Annotated in this window: 15 protein-coding genes; 12 read left to right on the forward strand and 3 right to left on the reverse strand. The window is 66.2% G+C overall.

Features of this window, described 5'->3' with window-relative positions; genetic code table 11:
- The first annotated feature begins 37 nt into the window (after positions 1-37).
- The 5 genes from L540_RS07125 to L540_RS07145 all read left to right on the forward strand — a co-directional run bounded on the left by L540_RS07125 (position 38) and on the right by L540_RS07145 (position 7,310).
- Entirely contained in the window at positions 38-709 is a 672-nt protein-coding gene (locus L540_RS07125; RefSeq protein ID WP_043207206.1) for a response regulator transcription factor, read from the forward strand.
- Positions 696-3,179: a sensor histidine kinase gene (locus L540_RS07130; protein ID WP_043207205.1), complete on the forward strand. Its 2,484-nt coding sequence runs from the start codon at positions 696-698 to the stop codon at positions 3,177-3,179. Before L540_RS07125 ends, L540_RS07130 begins: the two co-directional genes overlap by 14 nt.
- A 116-nt stretch (positions 3,180-3,295) precedes the next feature.
- Positions 3,296-4,390 carry an ABC transporter substrate-binding protein gene (locus tag L540_RS07135; protein ID WP_043207203.1) on the forward strand — a complete coding sequence of 365 codons (1,095 nt, stop codon included), beginning with the start codon at positions 3,296-3,298 and terminating at the stop codon, positions 4,388-4,390.
- Positions 4,391-4,474: 84 nt separating this feature from the next.
- Entirely contained in the window at positions 4,475-6,244 is a 1,770-nt protein-coding gene (locus L540_RS07140; protein ID WP_043207201.1) for an ABC transporter permease, read from the forward strand.
- A complete protein-coding gene (locus L540_RS07145; protein ID WP_043207199.1) occupies positions 6,237-7,310 on the forward strand; it encodes an ABC transporter ATP-binding protein in 1,074 nt (357 codons plus the stop codon). Before L540_RS07140 ends, L540_RS07145 begins: the two co-directional genes overlap by 8 nt.
- 62 nt (positions 7,311-7,372) lie before the next feature.
- On the opposite strand, the gene L540_RS07150 is transcribed toward L540_RS07145, so the two are convergent.
- Positions 7,373-9,544, reverse strand: coding sequence for a malate synthase G (locus L540_RS07150; protein WP_043207394.1), 2,172 nt, complete (start codon positions 9,542-9,544; stop codon positions 7,373-7,375).
- A gap of 211 nt (positions 9,545-9,755) precedes the next feature.
- Here L540_RS07150 and glcC point away from each other — a divergent pair, with 211 nt between their 5' ends.
- Entirely contained in the window at positions 9,756-10,514 is a 759-nt protein-coding gene (gene glcC, locus L540_RS07155) for a transcriptional regulator GlcC (RefSeq protein ID WP_043207197.1), read from the forward strand.
- 130 nt (positions 10,515-10,644) lie between these two features.
- Here the strand turns inward: glcC and L540_RS07160 are convergent, their stop codons facing one another.
- Positions 10,645-11,025 (reverse strand): DUF4148 domain-containing protein, encoded by a 381-nt coding sequence (locus L540_RS07160; protein WP_082149572.1) that lies wholly within the window; start codon positions 11,023-11,025, stop codon positions 10,645-10,647.
- 371 nt (positions 11,026-11,396) lie between these two features.
- Here L540_RS07160 and L540_RS07165 point away from each other — a divergent pair, with 371 nt between their 5' ends.
- From L540_RS07165 to L540_RS07190, 6 genes are all read left to right on the forward strand, one after another.
- A complete protein-coding gene (locus L540_RS07165) occupies positions 11,397-12,419 on the forward strand; it encodes an ABC transporter permease (protein ID WP_231584751.1) in 1,023 nt (340 codons plus the stop codon).
- 52 nt (positions 12,420-12,471) lie between these two features.
- Entirely contained in the window at positions 12,472-13,494 is a 1,023-nt protein-coding gene (locus tag L540_RS07170; protein ID WP_043207192.1) for a sugar ABC transporter substrate-binding protein, read from the forward strand.
- A gap of 84 nt (positions 13,495-13,578) precedes the next feature.
- On the forward strand, positions 13,579-15,693 hold the full coding sequence (locus L540_RS07175; RefSeq protein ID WP_231584752.1) for an ABC transporter permease: 2,115 nt from the start codon (positions 13,579-13,581) through the stop codon (positions 15,691-15,693).
- Complete coding sequence (locus L540_RS07180; protein ID WP_043207189.1) at positions 15,690-16,736, forward strand: hypothetical protein; 1,047 nt, start codon at positions 15,690-15,692, stop codon at positions 16,734-16,736. Before L540_RS07175 ends, L540_RS07180 begins: the two co-directional genes overlap by 4 nt.
- The gene (locus L540_RS07185) at positions 16,736-18,229 is read left to right on the forward strand and encodes a sugar ABC transporter ATP-binding protein (RefSeq protein WP_043207187.1); all 1,494 of its coding nucleotides are present in this window, start codon (positions 16,736-16,738) and stop codon (positions 18,227-18,229) included. Before L540_RS07180 ends, L540_RS07185 begins: the two co-directional genes overlap by 1 nt.
- A 24-nt stretch (positions 18,230-18,253) precedes the next feature.
- Entirely contained in the window at positions 18,254-19,384 is a 1,131-nt protein-coding gene (locus L540_RS07190) for a zinc-dependent alcohol dehydrogenase family protein (RefSeq protein WP_043207185.1), read from the forward strand.
- A 44-nt stretch (positions 19,385-19,428) separates the two neighbouring features.
- Here the strand turns inward: L540_RS07190 and ubiA are convergent, their stop codons facing one another.
- Positions 19,429-20,346, reverse strand: a complete 918-nt coding sequence (gene ubiA / locus L540_RS07195; protein WP_043207390.1) for a 4-hydroxybenzoate octaprenyltransferase — start codon at positions 20,344-20,346, stop codon at positions 19,429-19,431.
- Position 20,347: the final 1 nt, after the last annotated feature.

Raw genomic sequence — 20,347 nt, forward strand, 5'->3', positions numbered from 1 at the left:
CTGCGCCCGCGGAAAGCCATGACATAAGAGGGGAGACATGCGCATTTTGCTGGTCGAGGACAATCCTGACCTGGGCGATGCGGTGGAGAGCAAGCTGCGCAATGCCGGCCATAGCGTGCAGTGGGCGCGCGACGGGCTGGCGGCCGTCCAGTGGGGGCGCGCCGAGCCCTGGGACGCCCTGGTGCTGGACATCACGCTGCCGGGCAAGGACGGCTATGCCGTGCTGCGCGAATTGCGCGCCGCCGGCCTGGAGGCGCCCGTGCTCGTCATGACGGCGCGCGCCGAGATCGAGGACAAGGTCGATATGCTGGATCTGGGCGCCGACGACTATCTGGTCAAGCCTTTCGATTTGCGCGAGCTGGAGGCGCGGCTGCGCGCCCTGATGCGCCGGCCGGGCGGGCAGACCTCCAGCGTGACGGTCTTCGGCAACCTGACCCTGGATACCGCCGGCCGGGCCGTGAAGCTCGACGGGCAGCTGCTGGAACTGGGCCGGCGGGAGTTCCGCTTGCTGGAGATCCTGCTGGCCCGTCAGGGCCAGACGGTGGCCAAGGAGCGCCTGATGGCGCAGCTCTTTGACGCCGACGATGTGTCGCTCAATGCCCTGGAGCTCTTGATCTCGCGCTTGCGCAAGAAGCTCGCGGGGGCTTCCATCGATATCGTCACTGTGCGTGGCGTCGGCTATCAGGCGCGTCCAGATGCGTCCTCATGACGGCTTCTCCATCCGCCGGCGGGTGTTCATGCTGGCGCTGCTGTCGCTGGCCTGCGCCTCGGTGGCGCTGTTTTTCTTCCTGCGCGCCTATGGGCATCGCGCGGCCGAGCAGGCTTTCGACCGCCTGCTGGCCGCCTCGGCCCTGACCATTGCCGGCTCGGTGCAGATCGACGACAGCGGCGTGACCGTCGAGCCGCCGTTTTCTTCGCTGGCCATGCTGCCCGGCAGCGAGCGGGTTTTCTACCAAGTGCTCAATGGCAGCGGCCGGGCCATCACCGGTTATGCCGACCTGGCACCCGCCTTGCCGCTGGCGGATTCCGCCGTGCCGCGTTTTGCCTATGAGCGCTATCACGACGAAGCCATACGGGTGGCCACGGTGGGCCGGCTGGTATCGGCCAGCCAGCATGCGGGCTGGGTGACCGTGCGCGTGGCCGAGACGCTGGGCTCGCGCCAGGCCCTGGCCGCCGAGATCCTCAATCGCAGCCTGTGGCCGCTCCTGGTCGTGGTGGGCGTGGCCCTGGCCTTGCTGTGGTTTGGCATCCAGCGCGCTTTCGCGCCCCTGGCCGTGGTCGAGCGCGAACTGCGCCATCGCGAGCCGGACGACCTGGCGCCCTTGCGCGCGCCAGTGCCGCGCGAAGTCCGGCGCCTGTCGGAGGCCTTGAACGCTTTCATGCAGCGTCTGTCGGTCATGATGGACAGCCTCAATACGTTGGTGGCCGATGCCGCCCACCAGGTGCGCACGCCCCTGGCCTCGCTGCGGGCGCAGGCGGAGGTGGCGTTGGAAGAGCAGGATCCGCGGCGCCTGCGCGAGCGCGTGGCGCGCATTCACCAGAACGCCACCCAGGCCAGCCAGCTGATCAACCAGTTGTTGATGGATGCCACCATCGCGCATCGCCTGGGGCGCGGCGAGCGCGCGGCCGTGGGTGTGGCCGAGACGGTCAACGAGACGCGCCGGCGCATCGGTCCGCTGGACGCGCGGCGGCTGCGCATCACCATCGCGCCGCAGCTGCGGCGCGCGCGCGTCATGGGCGATCGGGTGGCTTTGCGCGAGATGCTGCGCAATCTCGTGGACAATGCCTTGCGCTACGCGCCCGATTCATGGGTGGAGATCCAGGTCACGCCGGTAGCCGGTTATCGCCTTGCCTTGACGGTCTCGGATCGCGGGCCGGGTATTCCGGAGGCCGACAGGGAGCGGGTGCAGCAGCGCTTCGAGCGCGGCGCCAGCGACCTGCCCGGCTCGGGCCTGGGCCTGGCCATCGTGCGTTCGGTGGCTCAGGCCCATGGCGGCTCCTTGTGGCTGCAGGACCGGCCGGGCGGCGGCCTGATGGCGCGCGTTGTGCTGCCGCTGGCACAAGGGCGGGCGCGCCTGGCCGTGGCCTTGCTGGCCGTCTGCTGCCTTTTGCCCGGCCTCTGGCCGGCGCCGGTCCAGGCGGCCAAGGTCATCCAGGAAAGCCGCTACCCGGCGCCGCGTCCGTCGGGCCGCGTGCTGACCGTGGCCGGGCCCACCGACACGCCGGTCATCGCGCCCTTGGTCGCGGGCTTTCAGTCGGAGCGTCCCGATGTGACCGTGGTGTACCGCGAGATGAACAGCCGCGAACTCTACGAGGAAGCCGTGGCCGGCCGGCTCAAGGACGTCGATGTGCTGATCAGTTCGGCGCCCGATCTGCAGATACGGCTGGCCAATGATGGCTATGCCCTCAGCTACGCCTCGCCCTATGCGCGTGGCCTGCCGTCCTGGGCGGTCTGGCGCGATGAAGTCTATGGTTTCACCTTCGAGCCGGCCGTCATCGTCTACAACCCGCGCCGCTTCAGCGAAGCGACCGCGCCGCGCTCGCGCCAGGCGCTGTTGCGCCTTTTGGAGCAGGAGGGCGCCAGCCTGCGCGGCCGTGTGGGCACCTACGACATCGCCGCCAGCAATGTGGGCTATGTGCTGGCGGAGCAGGATGAGCTGGTGTCGTCCAATTTCTGGGGTCTGGCCAATGCGCTGGGGCAGGTCGGCGTGCGCCTGGCGACCAACAGCGGCGAGCTGCTCGACGCCATCGAGCGCGGCGAGCTCGACCTGGGCTACAACCTCCTGGGCTCCTATGCGCTGGCGCGGCAGGCCGCGGGCGAGGCCATCGGCGTGATCCTGCCCCAGGACTATATGCTGGTGCTGGCGCGCTCGGTGCTCATCGCCCGGCGCGCGCCCAATCCGGACTTGGGGCGCGCCATGGTGGATTGGCTGCTGTCGCCGGCGGGGCAGCAAGTGGCCGCCAACCATGCGGCCCTGGGCGCGCTGGTGCCGGGCACGCCCGGCCCCTGGACGGCCGATGCGCTGCAGGCGCGGGCGCGCGGCATCGTGCAGCCCATCGTGCTCAGTCCGGCGCTGCTGGTCGGACTGGACCAGCAGCGGCAATCCCGCTTTGTGCAGAACTGGATGCGGCTGGTGACGGATACGCCGGAAGCGCCGGCTCAGGCCAGACGGCCCTAGGGGTTTCCCCGATGCGAATGCGGGCGCGATGACAGGACGCCGACAGACTGCGAAACCTAAGATGCGCCCAGGCTGGTCCGAGAACCAGCTTCATCATTCCAATGGAGAAGACAGCCATGTTCGCCAAATCCTGCCTGGCCGCCACGCTGGCGGCCGCCTTCACCTTGGCCGCCGGCAGCGCCGGCGCCCAGGTGCCCCAGGGCTACCCGGCCGACTACCAGAAGATCCTCGACGGCGCCAAGAAAGAAGGCAAGGTCGTAATCTATTCGACCACCGACACCAAGGCCGCCGCGCCCATCATCGCGGGTTTCGAGGCCGCCTTCCCGGGTGTGAAGGTCGAGTACAACGACATGAACAGCACCGAGCTGTACAACCGCTATATCAGCGAGCAGGCTTCGGGCAGCACCAGCGGCGACGTGGTCTGGAGCTCGTCCATGGACTCGGCGCTCAAGCTGGCCACGGACTATGCCCTGCAATACCGTTCGGCCGAGGCGGGCAAGCTGCCGGCCTGGGCCGTGTGGAAGGATTCGGCTTATGGCACCACGTATGAGCCGGCGGTCTTCATCTACAACAAGCGCCTGATCCCGCAGAACGAAGTGCCGACCACGCACACGGCGCTGGCCAAGCTGATCGCCGGCCAGCCGGACAAGTTCAAGAACAAGGTGACGACCTACGACATCGAGAAATCGGCCGTGGGTTTCATGCTGGCCGTGCAGGACAAGGCCAATGATGCGCATTACTTCGACACCTTGCGCGACACGGCCAAGGGCGGCCTGATCGTGCAGTCCTCGACCGGCACGATGATGGAGCGCGTGTCCTCGGGCGAAAACCTGGTGGGCTACAACATCCTCGGTTCCTACGCCGAGGCGCGCGCCAAGAACGATCCTTCGCTGGGCATCGCCTATCCGACCGACTACGCGCTGGTGCTCTCGCGCGTGGCCTTCATCAGCAAGAAGGCCAAGAACAAGAACGCCGCCAAGCTGTGGATGGATTACCTGCTGTCCAAGAAGGGCCAGGACATCGTGGCCAACCGCGCCGACATGGCGTCGATCCGCGATGACATCGACGGCGACAACGACGTCGACGGCATGACCAAGAAGCTGGGAGCGGCGCTCAAGCCCATCCCCGTCAACGAAAGCCTGCTCGAGTACCTCGAGCAGAACAAGCGCCTCGAGTTCATCAAGCAGTGGCGCGCTGCCGCGGGCAAGTAAGTCCGCGCGGCCGGGGCGGGCGCGCGCGTCCGCCCCCAGGCCCGCAGAGCGCGGGCCGCTCATCATTCGAAGACAGGATTTTCCATGCAGTCATTGCGCAGAAAATGGCAATCCCTGCCGCGCGGCGTCGTCGTGCTGCTTACGGCATTGGCGATCTATGTGCCGTTGTCGTTCATCATCGTCCAGAGTTTTCTGTCGGCGCCTTTTTTCGCGCCCAGCAAGCATTTCAGCCTGGATGCCTTTCATTTCATCTTTGACGATCCGGATTTCTACAAGGCCCTCAAGAGCGGTTTCATTCTCGCCTTCGGCCTGGCGGCCATCGCGATCCCGCTGGGCGGGATGTTGGCCTTTCTCATGATACGCACGGACCTGCCGGGGCGGCGCTGGATCGAGCCGCTCATCCTGGTGCCGGTCTTTGTCTCGCCCATGGTGCTGGGCTTCGGCTATGTGGTGGCCGCCGGGCCGGTGGGATTTTTCTCGATGTGGGCGCAGCAGTTGCTGGGCTTCATCCCCTGGAACATCTATTCGCTGACCAGCATCGTCATCATCGCCGGCCTGACGCACGTGCCGCATGCCTATCTCTACATCTCGTCGGCCCTGCGCAGCATGGGCTCGGATGTGGAGGAGGCGGCGCGTGTCTCCGGCGCCTCGCCGCTGCGCGTGATGATGTCGGTGAGCCTGCCCATGGTGCGCCCGGCCATGCTCTACGCCACGGTGCTGCTTTTTTTCCTGGGGTTGGAGGTCTTTGGCCTGGTCCTGGTGCTGGGCGACCCCGAGGGCAACCTGGTGCTGGCGACCTATCTGTACAAGCTCACCAATAAGCTGGGCATTCCTTCCTATCACCTGATGGCCGCCGTGGCCGTGGTGCTGATCGCCATGACCATCCCCCTGGTGATGCTGCAGCGCCGCCTGATGCGCACGGCCAACCGCTTCGTGACCATGAAGGGCAAGGCCTCGCGCGCGCGTCCGCTGCCGCTGGGCCGCTGGCGCTGGGCGGCCGGGGGCGTGGTGGCCTTCTGGCTGCTGGTGACCATCGTCGTGCCCTTGATCGGCGTGCTGCTGCGGGCCTTTGTCTCCAACTGGGGCATGGGCGTGTCGCTGTTCGATGTGCTGTCGCTGGACGCCTTCCGCACGGTGTTCTCGCAGCCCAACCTGATCCGCGCCATCATCAATTCTATTGCCATCGGCGTGTTCGGCGGCGCGCTGGCGGTGTTCTGCTATCTCTTCATCGGCCTGGCCATGCATCGCAAGCCGGATAACGTCACCCGCTTTCTGGACTACAGCGTGCTGGTGCCGCGCGCGGTCCCCGGGCTGCTGGCGGGCCTGGCCTTTCTCTGGGTTTTTCTCTTCGTGCCGATGTGGCTGGACAACTCGCTCGAAGACGGCTGGCTGTCGGCCTTGCCTTTCGCCGAATGGCTGCGCGAGCACTTCGTCGAGTGGCTGCGCGCCATGCGCAGCACCATCTTCAGCGTCTGGCTGGCTTATACCGTGGTCTGGATGGCCTATGGCCTGCGCCTGATTTCTTCCACCCTGCTGCAGGTCGGGCCCGAGCTGGAAGAGGCCGCGCGCAGCACGGGCGCATCGCGCGCGCAGGTCACCCGCCACGTGACGGTGCCGCTGGCCAAGTACGGCCTGATCGGCTCCTGGCTGCTGATGTTCCTGATTTTCGAGCGCGAGTATTCGACCGGCGTCTATCTGCTGTCGCCCGGCACCGAGACCATCGGTTCGATGCTGGTGTCGCTCTGGGCCTCGGGCGCCATCGACATCGTGGCCGCGCTTTCCTTTATCAATATTGTCCTGGTCGTGGTCGGCCTGGGCATCGCGCTGCGTTTCGGAGTCAAACTTCATGATTGAGCTTTCCGTCGAAGACCTGCACCTGGACTACGGAGACAACCCCGTCCTCAAGGGCGTTTCCATGGACTTGCGCCAGGGCGAGGTGGTGTCCTTGCTGGGTCCCTCCGGCAGCGGCAAGACGACCTTGCTGCGCGCGGTCGCCGGCCTCGAAGGCCCCAAGGCCGGGCGCATCCGCATCGGCGAGCGCGTGGTATACGACGGCGCGGCGGGCAAGGAAGTGCCGGCCGAGGACCGCAATCTGGGCCTGGTATTCCAGTCGTATGCCCTCTGGCCGCACAAGACCGTGTTCGATAACGTGGCCTATCCGCTGAAGCTGCGCGGCGTGGCCGGCGGCGAGGTGCGCCAGCGCGTCCAGGACGTGCTGGATCAGCTGGGCCTGGGCAAGCTGGGGCAGCGTCATCCGCATCAGCTCTCCGGCGGCCAACAGCAGCGCGTGGCCATCGGCCGCGCCCTGGTCTACAGCCCGCCCGTCATTCTGCTGGACGAGCCGTTGTCCAACCTGGACGCCAAGCTGCGCGAAGAAGCGCGGGCCTTCCTGCGCGAGCTGATCGTGCGCCTGGGGCTGTCGGCGCTGATGGTCACCCATGACCAGAGCGAGGCCATGGCGATCTCAGACCGCATCCTGTTGCTGAACAACGGCAAGATCGAGCAACAGGGCACGCCGCAGGAAATGTACGGCTCGCCGGCGACCCTGTTCACGGCCGAGTTCATGGGCAGCAACAACCGCCTGGACGGCCGCGTGACCGAGGTGCGCGACGGGCGCGCCCGCATCGAGGGCCAGGGCTGGGCGCTGTGGGGCCATGCCGCCGAGGGCGCGGCCGCGGGCAAGGATGCCACCGCCGTCATCCGCGTCGAACAGGTGCGTCTGCAGGATGATCCCGAGGGCAACCATCTGGATCTGCTGCTGATCACCAGCATGTATCTGGGCGACCGTTGGGAGTATCTCTTTCGCGCGGGCGGGCAGGATGGCCTCTCCCTGCGCGCTTACGGCCCGCAAGGCCGCGAGGCCGGCCCCTGCCGTCTGGCCCTGCCGGCCGCAAGTGTCTGGATTTTCCCGCGAGGATAGGCGCTAAAAAAGCCGCCCGGCCGTCGCAAGACGGCCGGGCGGCTTTTTTTTGCCCGTTGGCCTCAGGCGCCGTGGGCCGCTTTGAAGGCCAGGCGGGCCTTGTGCAGCAGCGGCTCGGTATAGCCATTGGGTTGCTCCAGGCCTTCGAAGACCAGGGCCGTGGCGGCCCGGTAGGCGTAGGAGCTGTCGAAATGGCCGGCCATGGGCAGATAGTTGGGGTCGCCGGCATTCTGCTGGTCCACCACTGCCGCCATGCGCTCGAAGGTCTGCCGGACCTGATCATGGCTGACCACGCCATGCAGCAGCCAGTTGGCGATGTGCTGGCTGGAGATGCGCAGCGTGGCGCGGTCTTCCATCAGGCCGATGTTGTTGATGTCGGGCACCTTGGAGCAGCCCACGCCCTGGTCGACCCAGCGCACGACATAGCCGAGGATGCCCTGGGCATTGTTGTCGAGTTCGCGCTGGATATCCGACGCGCTCCAGGCGGTGGGGTCGCCCACCGGAATGGTGAGCAGGCCGGCGAGCAGCTCATCGGCCACATCGGCCAGGCGCGTTTTTTCCAGCGTTTGCTGCACGGCCTGCACATCGACCTGGTGGTAATGCAGCGCATGCAGGGTCGCCGCCGTGGGCGAGGGCACCCAGGCGGTGTTGGCGCCCGCCTTGGGATGGGCGATCTTCTGTTCCAGCATGGCGGCCATCAGATCGGGCATGGCCCACATGCCCTTGCCGATCTGGGCGCGTCCGCGCAGGCCGCAATCCAGGCCCACCAGCACATTGCTGCGCTCATAGGCGGCGATCCAGGCGCTGGACTTCATATCGCCCTTGCGCATCATGGGGCCGGCCTGCATCACCGAGTGCATTTCGTCGCCCGTGCGGTCCAGGAAGCCCGTGTTGATGAAGGCCACGCGATCGGCCGCCTGGGCGATGCAGGCCTTCAGGTTGACGCTGGTGCGCCGCTCCTCGTCCATGATGCCCATCTTGAGGGTGTTGCGCGGCAGCTTGAGCAGGTCTTCGACGCGGGCAAAGAGCGTGTCGGCGAAGGCGGCCTCGGCCGGCCCGTGCATCTTGGGCTTGACGATATAGATCGAGCCCTTGCGCGAATTGCGCTTCTGGGTGAGATCGATGCGGGCGGCCAGGGAGGTGATGACCGCGTCCATGATGCCCTCGGGCACTTCGTGGCCGTCGCGGTCCAGGATGGCCGGATTGGTCATCAGGTGGCCCACATTGCGCACAAAGAGCAGGGAGCGGCCCGGCAGCGTGAAGGCGCTGCCGTCGGGCGCGAGATAATCGCGGTCGGGGTTCATGCGGCGCGTGAAGGTCTTGCCGTTTTTGGTGACCGACTCGGTCAGGTCGCCGCGCATCAGGCCCAGCCAGTTGCGGTAGAGATGGGTTTTGTCTTCGGCGTCGACCGCGGCCACGGAGTCTTCGCAGTCCATGATGGTGGTGAGCGCCGCTTCCATGAGCACGTCTTTCACGCCGGCCGTGTCCGTGGCGCCTATGGTGTGCTGGCGATCGATCTGGATCTCGAAGTGCAGCCCGTTGTGCGCCAGCAGGATGGCCGAGGGCGCGGCGGCCTCGCCGCGATAGCCCTGGAACTGGGCGGGGTTCTTCAGCGTCGTGTCGCCTTGCGCCGTGGTGACGATGAGCTGGGCGCCGCGCAGCACATAGCCGGTGGCTTCGCGATGCGAGCCGCGCGCCAGCGGGGCCGCGCCGTCCAGGAAGTCGCGCGCGCGTTCGATCACGGCCTGGCCGCGCCGCGGGTTGTAGGCCGGGCCGGCCGCGCCGGCGCTGTCCGGGATGGCATCGGTGCCATAGAGGGCGTCATACAGGCTGCCCCAGCGGGCGTTGGCGGCGTTCAGGGCATAGCGCGCATTGGACATCGGCACCACCAGCTGCGGGCCGGCCTGGCGGGCGATTTCGTCGTCGACGTTTTCGGTGCGCGCGCGCACCGAGGCGGGCACGGGCTGGAGATAGCCGATCTTCTCCAGAAAGGCGCGATAGGCGGCGGGGTCGCGCACCGGGCCGGGGTGGCTGCGATGCCATTGATCCAATTCGGCCTGCAGGCGGTCGCGCTCGGCCAGCAGCTTGCGGTTTTGCGGCGCCAGGTCGTGGATGAGGGCGGCAAAGCCCGCCCAGAAGGCCTGGCTGTCCAGGCCGGAGCCGGGCAGGGCCTCTTTTTCGATGAACTGATACAGGGAGGCCGCCACCTGCAGGCCTGCGATGCGTTCGGTCATGGTGTCGCTCTGCAAAGTCAAAAAGGGATAGCGGGATCATCGGTCCTGCGGCCGCGGCTGTCCATATCCCAGGCCGCTGGTCATACCAGTTTGTGCACTGCCGTATTGGCGGACAAACGTTTTTTATGGTTTTATTTCAGGTACTTGAACGTATATGGAGTCCTTGCCCGGCAGCGGGCGGGAACTGGTCATACCAGTGGCAAATCTGCAGATGGACGAGGCCGGCAAGCGCGGCCAGGTGGCCGAAGGGGTCGCGCAACGGATAGAGCAGCTGATCGTCGACGGCGTGCTCAAGGCCGGGCAGCCGCTGCCTTCGGAGCGGCGCCTGACCGAAAAACTGGGCGTGTCGCGCAGCGCCCTGCGCGAGGGGCTGCAATTGCTGCGGGCGCGCCAGATCATCCGCACCGAGCAGGGGCGCGGCTCCTTCGTGTCGCAGATCGCCAAGGTCGATGCCGGCCCGCTGGTGCATCTGTTCCATTCGCAGCCGCGCACGCTGTATGACTTGCTGGAGGTGCGCGCCCTCCTGGAGGGCGAGTCGGCCAGGCTGGCCGCCATCCGCGGCACCGAGGCGGACTTCATCCTGATCCGGCGCCGCTACGAGGCCATGGTGGCCGCCCACCTGAAGCCGGCCGACAGCGCCACGCACGCCCATCTCGACCATGCTTTCCATCTGGCGATCTGCGAGGCTTCGCATAATCCCGTGCTGGTCCACACCCTGCAGTCATTGACCGACCTGATGCTGGGGTCGGTCTTTGCCTGCGTGAACAATCTCTATCACCGCGAGCCGCACAAGCGCCAGATCGACCGGCAGCATACGCGGCTGTTCAATGCGGTGATGGCGCGCCAGCCCGACCAGGCGCACCGGGCCGCGACCGAGCACGTCGACAGCGTGCGCCAGAGCCTGAATGAAATCGAGCAGGAGGGCGAGCGCCTGGTGCGCGCCACCCTGCGCCTGGAAGGCTGGACCTGAGCGGGACCCGCCGCAAAACAGACGGCCAGAAAGGCCTACGCCCGCCAGGGGGCTGCTTGCGCAGCCCACGAGGCGGGCGTCGACCTTGGGAAATCAGTGCGCCGGGGCGGGGGGGAACCGGCGCGGCCGATCAACCGTTCTGGGGCGGATAGTCCAGGTTGCCGAAAGTGACGATGCCGTCGGCCTTGGCCTGGGCCAGGTCGGAGCGCACTTGCGCGCGGCTCACATGGCTATCGACCGTGGCGGCCACGGGCGGGTAATCCAGGTTGGCGGTGGTCACCAGGCCGGCGTGTTGCGCCTGGGCCAGTTCGTCACGGACTTGAGCCGAGGACAGGGTGGCGGTTTGCGCGAAGGCGGCGGGATAGGCTTGTTCGCCGAAGGTGTATTGACCCGAAGCCTTGGCCTGGGCGAGTTCCGCCTGGACCTGGGCGCGGCTGGGTTCGACATCGGCGGCCTGGGCGCCGGCCATCACGGCCATGGACAGCATTGCAGCAGTAGCGAGCGACTTCATGGTGAATCCTCCGTAATGAGTGAGGATGCAAACTGGGCGGCATCCATCAGCGCCTCGGTTTGTGTCCCGGTGAAGCCATTCTGTGCCTATCAAGACCTGGGATAAACCCTAGGTAGCAGAAAACATTATTCCAAATTTGTCGCTAATCGAAGTTATCCAGCAATAACAATTCCATCAGTGGGGATATGGGGGCGGACAGGCGGCGCCTAGCCCCGCGCACCCTTGGCGGCCGGCAGCGTCGCGCCGGCCGGATGAGCCGATAACGCCGCGCTCGTCTATTCAAAGTTGTCGAAGTGACCGTTCACCAATAAATAAGTCCCGCCCGGGGTGGATGGACTTATAAGAATGCACAAAAACCTGGAGGACGGAACGTGGCGCAAGGCAGTCATCCCGATCTACCGCAGGCCGGCCGGCGCCTGGACCTGACTCGCTATCTCAACCAGGAACGCATCGTCTTCCTGCTGACGCTTCTGCTGTTCGGCGTCTTTGTCCTCGCCCTGCCCAACTTTCTGTCCACCGCCAACATGTTGTCGCTGCTGCGCAGCGTCGCCGTGCTGGGCATTCTCGGCGTGGGCATGCTGATCGTGGTGCTGGGCCGGGGCATCGATCTGTCCATGGTCGCCATCATGGCCATCTCGGTCGCCTGGGCCTTGCAGTTGCAGGCCACGGGCAGCCCGCTGGGCCTGGCCTTGGCGCTGGGCCTGGGCTTCGCGGTCCTGATGAGCCTGATCAGCGGCATCCTGATCGCCTACGCGGAGATTCCGCCGCTGTTCGCCACCCTGGCCATGGGCACGGTGGTCTATGGCTACGGCCGCTCGCAGCTCATCACCGCCACGGACGTGGTCTACATGCCGCAGAACATCGGCTGGATCAAGTCTCTCGGCCAGGGCTATGTGCTGGGCATCCCCGCGCCGGTCATCGTGGCCCTGATCGTGTCCATCGCCGTCTGGGCCTTCCTGCGCTATACCAAGCCGGGCCGCTTCATCTACGCCATCGGCGATAACGCCGCGGCCGCGCGCCTGAGCGCCATTCCCGTGCGGCCCGTGCTGGTCATGCAGTACGTGATTTCGGGCGCCATCGCCTTCCTGGCCGGCATCATCACCGCGACCTCGGTGGCGGCCATGAATACCCGCGTCGTCAACTCCAACATGATCTACGACGTCATCCTGGTCGTGGTGCTGGGCGGCGTGGGCCTGTCGGGCGGGCGGGGCAATGTGCGCAATGTGCTGGTGGGCACCCTGCTGATCGGCGTGCTCATGAATGGCATGACCATCATGGACATCCAGTACACGGTGCAGAACGTCATCAAGAGCCTGATCCTGCTGCTGGCGATTGTCGTCGACAGCCTGCTGAACCCGCGCGATGAGCAGACGGGACAGCAGGGTGATATTTGAACCTGATTTTGAAGCGCTTCAATTCAATAAGTAGAACGTCAAGGAGACAGAGATGGGAATCATCAAGCGCGTGCGTGTCGGGCTGGCGGTATCGGCGATCCTGTTCGGAAGCGGCGCGGTTGCGCAGGAGGTCATGAACGACCCCTTCCGCGCGCCGGCGTTGGAGGCGCTGAAGGACAAGAAGATCGCCTATCTTCCGATCTCCATCGGCTTCGACCTGGCCCAGGCCTGGGGCGGCGTGGTCAAGCAGCAGGCCCAGGTCTATGGCATGAAGTTCACCTCCCAGGATCCGAACTGGAACACGGGCGCCATGGTGCAGGGCTTTACGGCCCTGCTGGCCGAGCGTCCCGATGTCATCCTGACGCAGAACCCGGACATGCAATCGCTGGCGCGCCTCATGAAGCAGGCCAACCAGCAGGGCATCGTGGTGGTGCAGATGAATATGGCGGGCGCGGTGCAGACCGATGCGGTCGTCGCGCCGGATTTCATCGGCATGGGCGAGGCCATCGCCAACAAGGTGGTCGAGAAATGCGGGGCGGGGACCAATACCTCGCACAAGGTCTCCATTGTGCAGGGCGTGCTGACCGGCGGCGTGAGCTTCTATCAGGTCCAGGGCTTTAACAAGGTGTTCGCCAAGCATCCGGATATCAAGATTGTCTCCAGCCAGGCCGCCGATTGGGATGCTTCCAAGGCCCGCTCCATCACCGAAACGGTGCTGCAGCAAAACCCCGATATCTGCGCCGTCATCGACGTCTGGGACGGGCAGGGCGTGGGCACGGGCGCGGCGATCAAGCAGGCCGGTCTGGCCGACAAGGTGTTCTTCATCACCTCGGGCGGCGGCGCGCAATCCATGTGCGACAAGCTCAAGGACGGCACCTTCTCGGCGGTCTACAACTATGACGCCGTCGGCATGGGCCGCGATGCCTGGACGGCCATCATGGTGGCCTTGCAGAACAAGAAGGGCGGCGGCGCCATCAAGACCCAGATGTATTCGCCCTACCGCTATATGACCAAGGCCGACGTCCGGGACGGGACCTGCTTCAACCCCGAGGAATACGCCAAGATTCTGCGCTGACGCGGCTGGCTTGAGCAAACGGCTTCGCTTTCGCTTGGTCCGCCGCCGTCGCGGCGGCGGAACACCTATTGCATGAGGTACGCAGTGGCTCAGGTAGGTACGCTCAAAAAGCTGAGATATCGCTTCATCCCCGATCATGTGATCGGCGAGATTCTCTCGAAAAAATGGATAGACAACGCCATCCCCTTCCTGGTGCTGGTGGCGGTGATCGTGGTCTTCGGCCTGCTGCTGCCGAATTTCTTTTCGGCCGGCAATCTCTCGATGATGTCGCGCCAGCTCGGAGAGTTCGGGCTCATCTGCCTGGCGATGATGGTGGTGATCATTGTCGGCGGCATCGATCTATCGGTGGGGTCGAACTTCGCGCTGGGCAATTTCACGGCGCTGGCGCTGCTGAACCTGGCGCACTGGCCGCTATGGGCCGCCATTCCCGCCACGGTGCTGGTCTGCGGCGCCGTCGGCCTGGTCAATGGCCTGCTGATCGGCTATCTGCGGTTGCGCGCCTTCCTGACCACCTTGGTCACGCTCATCATCGTGCGCGCCATCGTCGACATGCTGCTGCTGAAGTATGTGCAGGCGATGTCCATGAGTTTTTTCTCCGATGAGGTCTGGGACCTGATCGGCATGGGCGACGTGCTGGGCATGCCTTTCGCGTTCGTGCTGCTGATCGTGGTGTCGCTGATCGGGCATGTGCTCATCACGCGCTCGCGGCCCGGCTGGCGCGCCATGGCGGTGGGCGGCTCGCGCCGGTCGGCGCACAACATCGGCCTGCCAGTGCGCGGCATCGTCTGCTCGGCCTATACGCTGTCTGGCATGCTTTGCGGCCTGTCCGGCGTGCTTTACGCGGCCCGTCTGTCGGGCGCCGGCTCGGATACCGGCATGGGCCTGGAGATCATGGCGCTCACGGCGGCCATCATCGGCGGCAACTCGCTGGGCGGCGGGCGCGGCTCGGTCGTCAAGGCCCTGATCGGCGCGGTCATCGTCTTCGTGATGACCAATGGCGTGCTGCGCCTGGGCCTGAACTCCGGGTCCGGCCCCATGGTCCTGGGTCTGACGCTGATCTTCGCCGTTTTCATCGATGTGCGCTGGCTGAAGAACCGCGACAAGCTGCTCAACAAGGTCTATGTCTCGCCGACGCTGATCGAGCTGCCCGAGCCGCGCAGCACCCAGGAAGGGCCGCTGGCGCCCAATGATAGGCTGGCCGATGTCGAAATCATCGGCCTGGGCGAAGTGGAAAGCCCCGAAGATGTGATCCTGGACGAGGACGATGTGCTGTATTGCGGCACGCGCCATGGCGACATCGTGCGCTTCTTCCCGCCCGACTACACGCGCCATGAAGTTTTTGCCCATATCGGCGGTTCGCCCCTGGGCATGAGCCTGGACCGCGAGCGCAACCTGGTGGTCTGCATCGGCGGCATGGGTTTGTACAAGGTCACGCAGCAAGGCGAGGTGTCCAAGCTGACGGACGAGACCAACCGTTCGCCCTTGTCCATCGTGGACGACAGCCGCCTGCGCTTGGCCGACGACTGCGATATCGCGCCCGACGGCAAGATCTACTTCTCCGAGGCCACGGTGCGCTACGAGATGCACGACTGGCCGGTGGATGCGCTGGAGAGCCGCGGCAATGGGCGGATCATCTGCCACGACCCGGCCACGGGCAAGACGCATACGGCGGTGCGCAAGCTGGTGTTCCCCAATGGGGTGTGCACGGCGCGCGACGGGCAGTCCATCCTGTTTGCCGAAAGCTGGGCCTGCCGCATCAGCCGCCTGTGGATCAGCGGCCCGCGCGCCGGCAAGGTGGACATCGTGGTCGACAGGCTGCCGGGCTACCCCGACAACATCAACCGCGCCTCGGACGGCACATACTGGTGCGCCATCATGGGCATGCGCTCGCCGGCGCTGGACGTGGCCTTGCGCATGCCGGACTTCCGGCGGCGGATGTCGCGCCGCATCGCCTTCGACCAGTGGCTCTACCCCAATCTGAACATCGGTTGCGTCATCCGCTTCAACGAGGCGGGCGAGGTGCTGGAATCCTTGTGGGACCGGGGAGCCAAGAACCACCCGATGATCACGTCGATGCGCGAGCACAAAGGCTGGCTCTATCTGGGCGGCATCACCAATAACCGGATCGGCCGCGTGCGCCTGCCCAATGCCGATCCGAACTGGTCGGCGTGGTCGGACTATTGGGGGAAGACGGCATGATGGGCCTGTTGAAGTCGGTTTCAGATCGCCTCCTGGGCCGGGGCAGCGCGGCCTTGACCGTGCCGCCGCTGGATGGGGCGCTCAAACCCAATAACCGCCTTGAAGACGCGCCCGCCGGCCTGCCCGCCAGGCAGCCGGGATCCTTGGCGCTCAGGCAAGGCCAGGTGTTATGGGCCGAAGGCGACGCGCTGATGTCGCCTTCGGGCGAGCAGGCCCGGATGCCGGGGACGATCACGGCGATGGCGGCCGCGCCGTCCGGATCCCTGGCGGTGGCCATCGATGGCGGCGGCATCCGCGTCGATGGCGAGTCGCCGCCGGCCCTGGCCGGGCTGTCCTGCGTGACGGCGCTGGCCTATGCGTCGGAGCAGGTCTTGTGGATCGCGGTGGGCTCCACGGTCCATCCCATGGCCGACTGGTCGCGCGATTTCCTGGAAATGCGCCGCAGCGGGCAGGTGTTGCGCTACGACATCCCGGCGGGGCGTCTGCAGCTTATGGCGGACAAGCTGGGCTTTCCCTTCGGCCTGCTGCCCCAACCCCAGGGCGTGGTCGTCAGCGAGAGCTGGACGCGGCGGCTGCTGCGGATCGACGGCGCGGGCAAGCGGGTCCAGTTGAGCGAGAACCTGCCCGGCTATCCGGCGGGCCTGGCGCCGGCCGCGGGCGGCGGCGCATGGCTGGCGCTTTTCGCGCCCTGCAATCCCCTCTTGGAACTGGTCCTGCGCGAACCGGTCTACCGCCAGGCCATGATGGCCGAGGTGGCGCCGCCGTACTGGATCGCGCCGGCCTTGCGCTCGGGCGACTCCTTTCTTGAGCCCATGCAGGGCGGCGCGCTCAAGCAGATGGGCATCTTGAAGCCCTGGTCGCCCACGCTGTCCTATGGGTTGGTGGTGGAGCTCGATGCCCGTTTCGTGGCTGTGCGCAGCTTGCACAGCCGCGCCGGCGGACGCAGGCATGGCGTGACCTCGGTGCTCGAACACGAGGGCCGGCTGTGGGTCGCCTCCAAGGGCGGCAACGAAGTGCTGTGGCTGGACGCGGGGAGAGACTGATGGAAGCGATCGTCGAGTTGCGCAAGGTCACCAAGGAGTTCCATGGCGTGGCGGCCTTGCGCGAAGTGGACTTTGACCTGAGGCCGGGCGAGATCCATGCCCTCTTGGGAGAAAACGGCGCGGGCAAGTCCACGCTGACCAAGATCATCGCCGGGGTGCACAGCCCGACCCAGGGCGAGGTCTTGTTCAAGGGCGCGCGCCTGACCTTCTCCAAGCCTGTCGACGCCTTGCGCAACGGCATTGCCATGGTGTTCCAGGAGACCTCGCTGGTGCCCTCGTTGACCGTGGCGCAGAACATCTATCTGGGCAATGAAAAGCTGTTCAATCGCCTGCGCGGCATCTATATATCGGCCCAGCAGTTCCTGCAGTCGCTGAACTTCAATGTCGATCCGACCAAGTACGTCAGCCAGCTGGGCGCGGCGCAGAAACAGATGGTGGAAATCGCGCGCGCCGTGCATCACAAGGCGCGCGTCATCATCTTCGACGAACCGACCGCCACCCTCACGCCCGAGGAGAAGTATCACTTCTTTGGCCTGGTCAATCGCCTGAAGGCCGATGGCGTGTCCATTATCTTCATCAGCCATGCTCTCGAAGAGGCGCTGGCGATCTCCGACCGCATCACCATCCTGCGCGACGGCCAGCAGATCGTCACCGATCGCGCCAGCGCCTTTGACCGCGACCGCATCATCTCCCATATGGTCGGCCGCAAGCTCACCGAAGAAATCTATCAAAAGACGGCACGCAAGGCGCGGCCCTACGGGCCCAAGGTCCTGAGCGTGCAGAACCTGTCCATGGGGCGCATGGTGCGCAACACCTCGTTCTCGGTCTATGGCGGGCAGATCACGGGCATTTTCGGCCTGATCGGCTCGGGCCGCACCGAGACGGCCAAGATCATCGCCGGCGCCGTCAAGCGCGATTTCTTCCATGGCGGCGAGCTGCGGCTCGAAGGGCGCTCGGTGCGCTACCGCACGCCCCGGCCGGCGGTCAAGGACGGCATTGTCTACGTCACCGAGGACCGCAAGCTGGAGGGCTTTTTCGAGACCAAGTCCATCGCCGAGAATATCTACACCGGCCTGCTGGGCGCGGACCTGAACCGCTCGCCTCTGGTGTCGCACAGCGAGATGATGGCCCTGTCCAAGGTCTGGACCCAGCGCCTGAATATCCGCGCCATCGACGACAACGCCAAGGTGATCGAACTGTCGGGCGGCAACCAGCAGAAAGTCGTCATCGCCAAGTCGCTGGTCCAGCGGCCCAAGCTCGTGATCCTGGACGAGCCCACCCGCGGGGTGGACGTGGGCGCGATCGCCGAGCTGCATGCGGTGATCAACGAGCTTGCCGACAGCGGTCTCGCCGTGGTGGTGATCTCTTCTTATCTGCCCGAAATCATGAACCTGGCCGACCGCGTGCTGGTGGCCCGGCAAGGGCGGGTGGTCGAGGAGTTCGGCATCGAAGAGGCCACCGAAGAAAAAATCATGTATGCGGCCGTGCATTGACGCGCCGCCACCGAAGGAGACGTCATGAAGATCACCGCTGCAGTGCTGGAAGAAATCGGCCGGCCCGGCCCCTATGCCCAGACCCGGCCCTTGAACGTGTGCGAAATCGATCTGGCCGAGCCGCGCCATGGCGAGGTGCTGGTGCGGGTGGCCGCCGCCGGCCTGTGCCATTCCGATCTGTCGGTCATCAACGGTGACCGGCCCCGTCCCGTGCCCATGGTGCTGGGCCACGAGGGCGCGGGCATCGTCGAGCGTGTGGGCGAAGGCGTCGGCGATCTCGCGCCGGGCGATCATGTGGTGTTCGTGTTTGTGCCGTCCTGCGGCCATTGCGTGCCTTGCCAGGCGGGACGGCCGGCCTTGTGCGAGCCGGGCGCGGCGGCCAATGGGCGGGGCGAAATGCTGGGCGGCGGCTCGCGGCTGTCGCGCGATGGCCAGCGGGTCTATCACCTGACGGGCGTGTCCAGCTACGCCACCCATGCCGTGCTGTCGCGCAACAGCCTGGTGAAGATAGACCGCGAAGTGCCCTTGAGCATTGCCGCTTTGATGGGCTGCGCGGTGCTGACGGGCGCCGGCGCGGTGTTCAACACCGGCGCGGTTGCGCCGGGCGGCCGCGCGGCCGTGGTGGGGCTGGGGGGCGTGGGCCTGGCCGCCGTGCTGGGCGCGGCCGCCGCGGGCGCCGAGACCATCGTGGCGGTCGACACACTGCCGGCCAAGCTGGAGATGGCGCGCGACCTGGGCGCCACGCATTGTTTCGAGGCCGGCGATCCGGATCTGACCGGCAAGATCAAGGAAGCCACGCAGGGTGGCGTGGACGCCGCCCTGGAGTTCGCCGGCTCGGCGCGCGCGCTGGAAAGCGCTTTTTCGTTTACCCGCCGAGGCGGCACCACCATCACCGCCGGCCTGCCCAATCCCAAGGCGGTCCTCAATATCTCGCCGCTGACCCTGGTCGCCGAAGAAAGATCGCTGCGCGGCAGCTATCTCGGCTCGGGCGTGCCCTCGCGCGATATCCCGCGTTTCCTGGGGCTGTTCCGGCGCGGCAAGCTGGCCGTGGACAAGCTGCTGACGCATCGCATCGCGTTGCAGGACGTCAATGCCGGCTTCGACCGGCTGCACCGCGGCGAGGCGATCCGGCAGGTCATCGAGTTCGAGGGATAGGCGCTTGCGCCGCGTGCGGCCCGGGCATGCCGGGCCGGCCGGCGCTAGAGCAGGGTGCCGGCCAGGGCCGAGGCGATCAGCAGCGCGCCTGTCCAGAGGTTGGCGCGAAACAGCATGAAGTTGCGGTCGGGGCGCTGCAGGTCAAAGACGGCCAGCTGCCAGCCCAGGTGCAGGGCGACCACGGCCATGCCTGCGAAATAGCCCCAGCCCAGCCCCATGTCGTAGCCGGCCCAGGTCCACAGCAGGGCCGAGGCCAGGTAGAAGCCGCCGATCCAGAGCTTGCCCTGTTCGCCGAAGCGCATGGCCGTGGAATGCAGGCCCAGCTTGCGGTCGTCGCGCACATCGACATAGGCGTAGATGCTGTCGTAGCCGATCTGCCAGAGCACCGCGCCCAGCCACATCGCCACGCCGGCCAGCGGCAGGTGATTCTGTGTGTCGGTCCAGGCCATCAGCATGCCCCAGTTGAAGCACACGCCCAGCACGGCCTGCGGCCAGTAGGTCACGCGCTTGCAAAAGGGATAGATGAAGACGAAGGGCAGCACGCCCAGCGCCCACCAGCGGCTCAGGTCATTGATGAAGAACAGCAGCGAGGCGCAGACCAGCAGCTGGCCCAGCAGGAACCACACCGCCTGGCGCATGCCGAGCTGGCCGCTGGTCAGCGGCCGGAAGCGCGTGCGCTCGACATGCTTGTCGATATCGTGGTCCCACATATCGTTGACCGTGCAGCCGATGCCGCGCATGAGCAGCGCGCCCAGCGAGAAGACGATCAGCCTTTGCAGATCGGGCCAGCCGCCGGCGGCCTGCACCAGCGCCGCGATGCAGGGCAGCAGGGTGAGCCAGGTGCCGATCGGGCGGTCCAGGCGGCAAAGGCGGGCATACGGCCGCCAGGAACGAGGGAGCCAGCGCTCGACCCAGTCGTCAAAGACGATGTCGCTCAGGTCGGTCGTTTGGGGGGTGTTCACG

It is taken from the genome of Bordetella pseudohinzii (assembly GCF_000657795.2).
In the GTDB taxonomy this organism is placed as follows: domain Bacteria; phylum Pseudomonadota; class Gammaproteobacteria; order Burkholderiales; family Burkholderiaceae_B; genus Bordetella; species Bordetella pseudohinzii.

Coding starts and splice junctions, on each gene's coding strand:
- L540_RS07125 (WP_043207206.1), top strand. CDS start 38: ATGCGCATTTTGCTGGTCGAGGACAATCCTGACCTGGGCGATGCGGTG.
- L540_RS07130 (WP_043207205.1), top strand. CDS start 696: ATGCGTCCTCATGACGGCTTCTCCATCCGCCGGCGGGTGTTCATGCTG.
- L540_RS07135 (WP_043207203.1), top strand. CDS start 3,296: ATGTTCGCCAAATCCTGCCTGGCCGCCACGCTGGCGGCCGCCTTCACC.
- L540_RS07140 (WP_043207201.1), top strand. CDS start 4,475: ATGCAGTCATTGCGCAGAAAATGGCAATCCCTGCCGCGCGGCGTCGTC.
- L540_RS07145 (WP_043207199.1), top strand. CDS start 6,237: ATGATTGAGCTTTCCGTCGAAGACCTGCACCTGGACTACGGAGACAAC.
- L540_RS07150 (WP_043207394.1), bottom strand. CDS start 9,544: ATGACCGAACGCATCGCAGGCCTGCAGGTGGCGGCCTCCCTGTATCAG.
- glcC (WP_043207197.1), top strand. CDS start 9,756: ATGGACGAGGCCGGCAAGCGCGGCCAGGTGGCCGAAGGGGTCGCGCAA.
- L540_RS07160 (WP_082149572.1), bottom strand. CDS start 11,025: ATGAAGTCGCTCGCTACTGCTGCAATGCTGTCCATGGCCGTGATGGCC.
- L540_RS07170 (WP_043207192.1), top strand. CDS start 12,472: ATGGGAATCATCAAGCGCGTGCGTGTCGGGCTGGCGGTATCGGCGATC.
- L540_RS07180 (WP_043207189.1), top strand. CDS start 15,690: ATGATGGGCCTGTTGAAGTCGGTTTCAGATCGCCTCCTGGGCCGGGGC.
- L540_RS07185 (WP_043207187.1), top strand. CDS start 16,736: ATGGAAGCGATCGTCGAGTTGCGCAAGGTCACCAAGGAGTTCCATGGC.
- L540_RS07190 (WP_043207185.1), top strand. CDS start 18,254: ATGAAGATCACCGCTGCAGTGCTGGAAGAAATCGGCCGGCCCGGCCCC.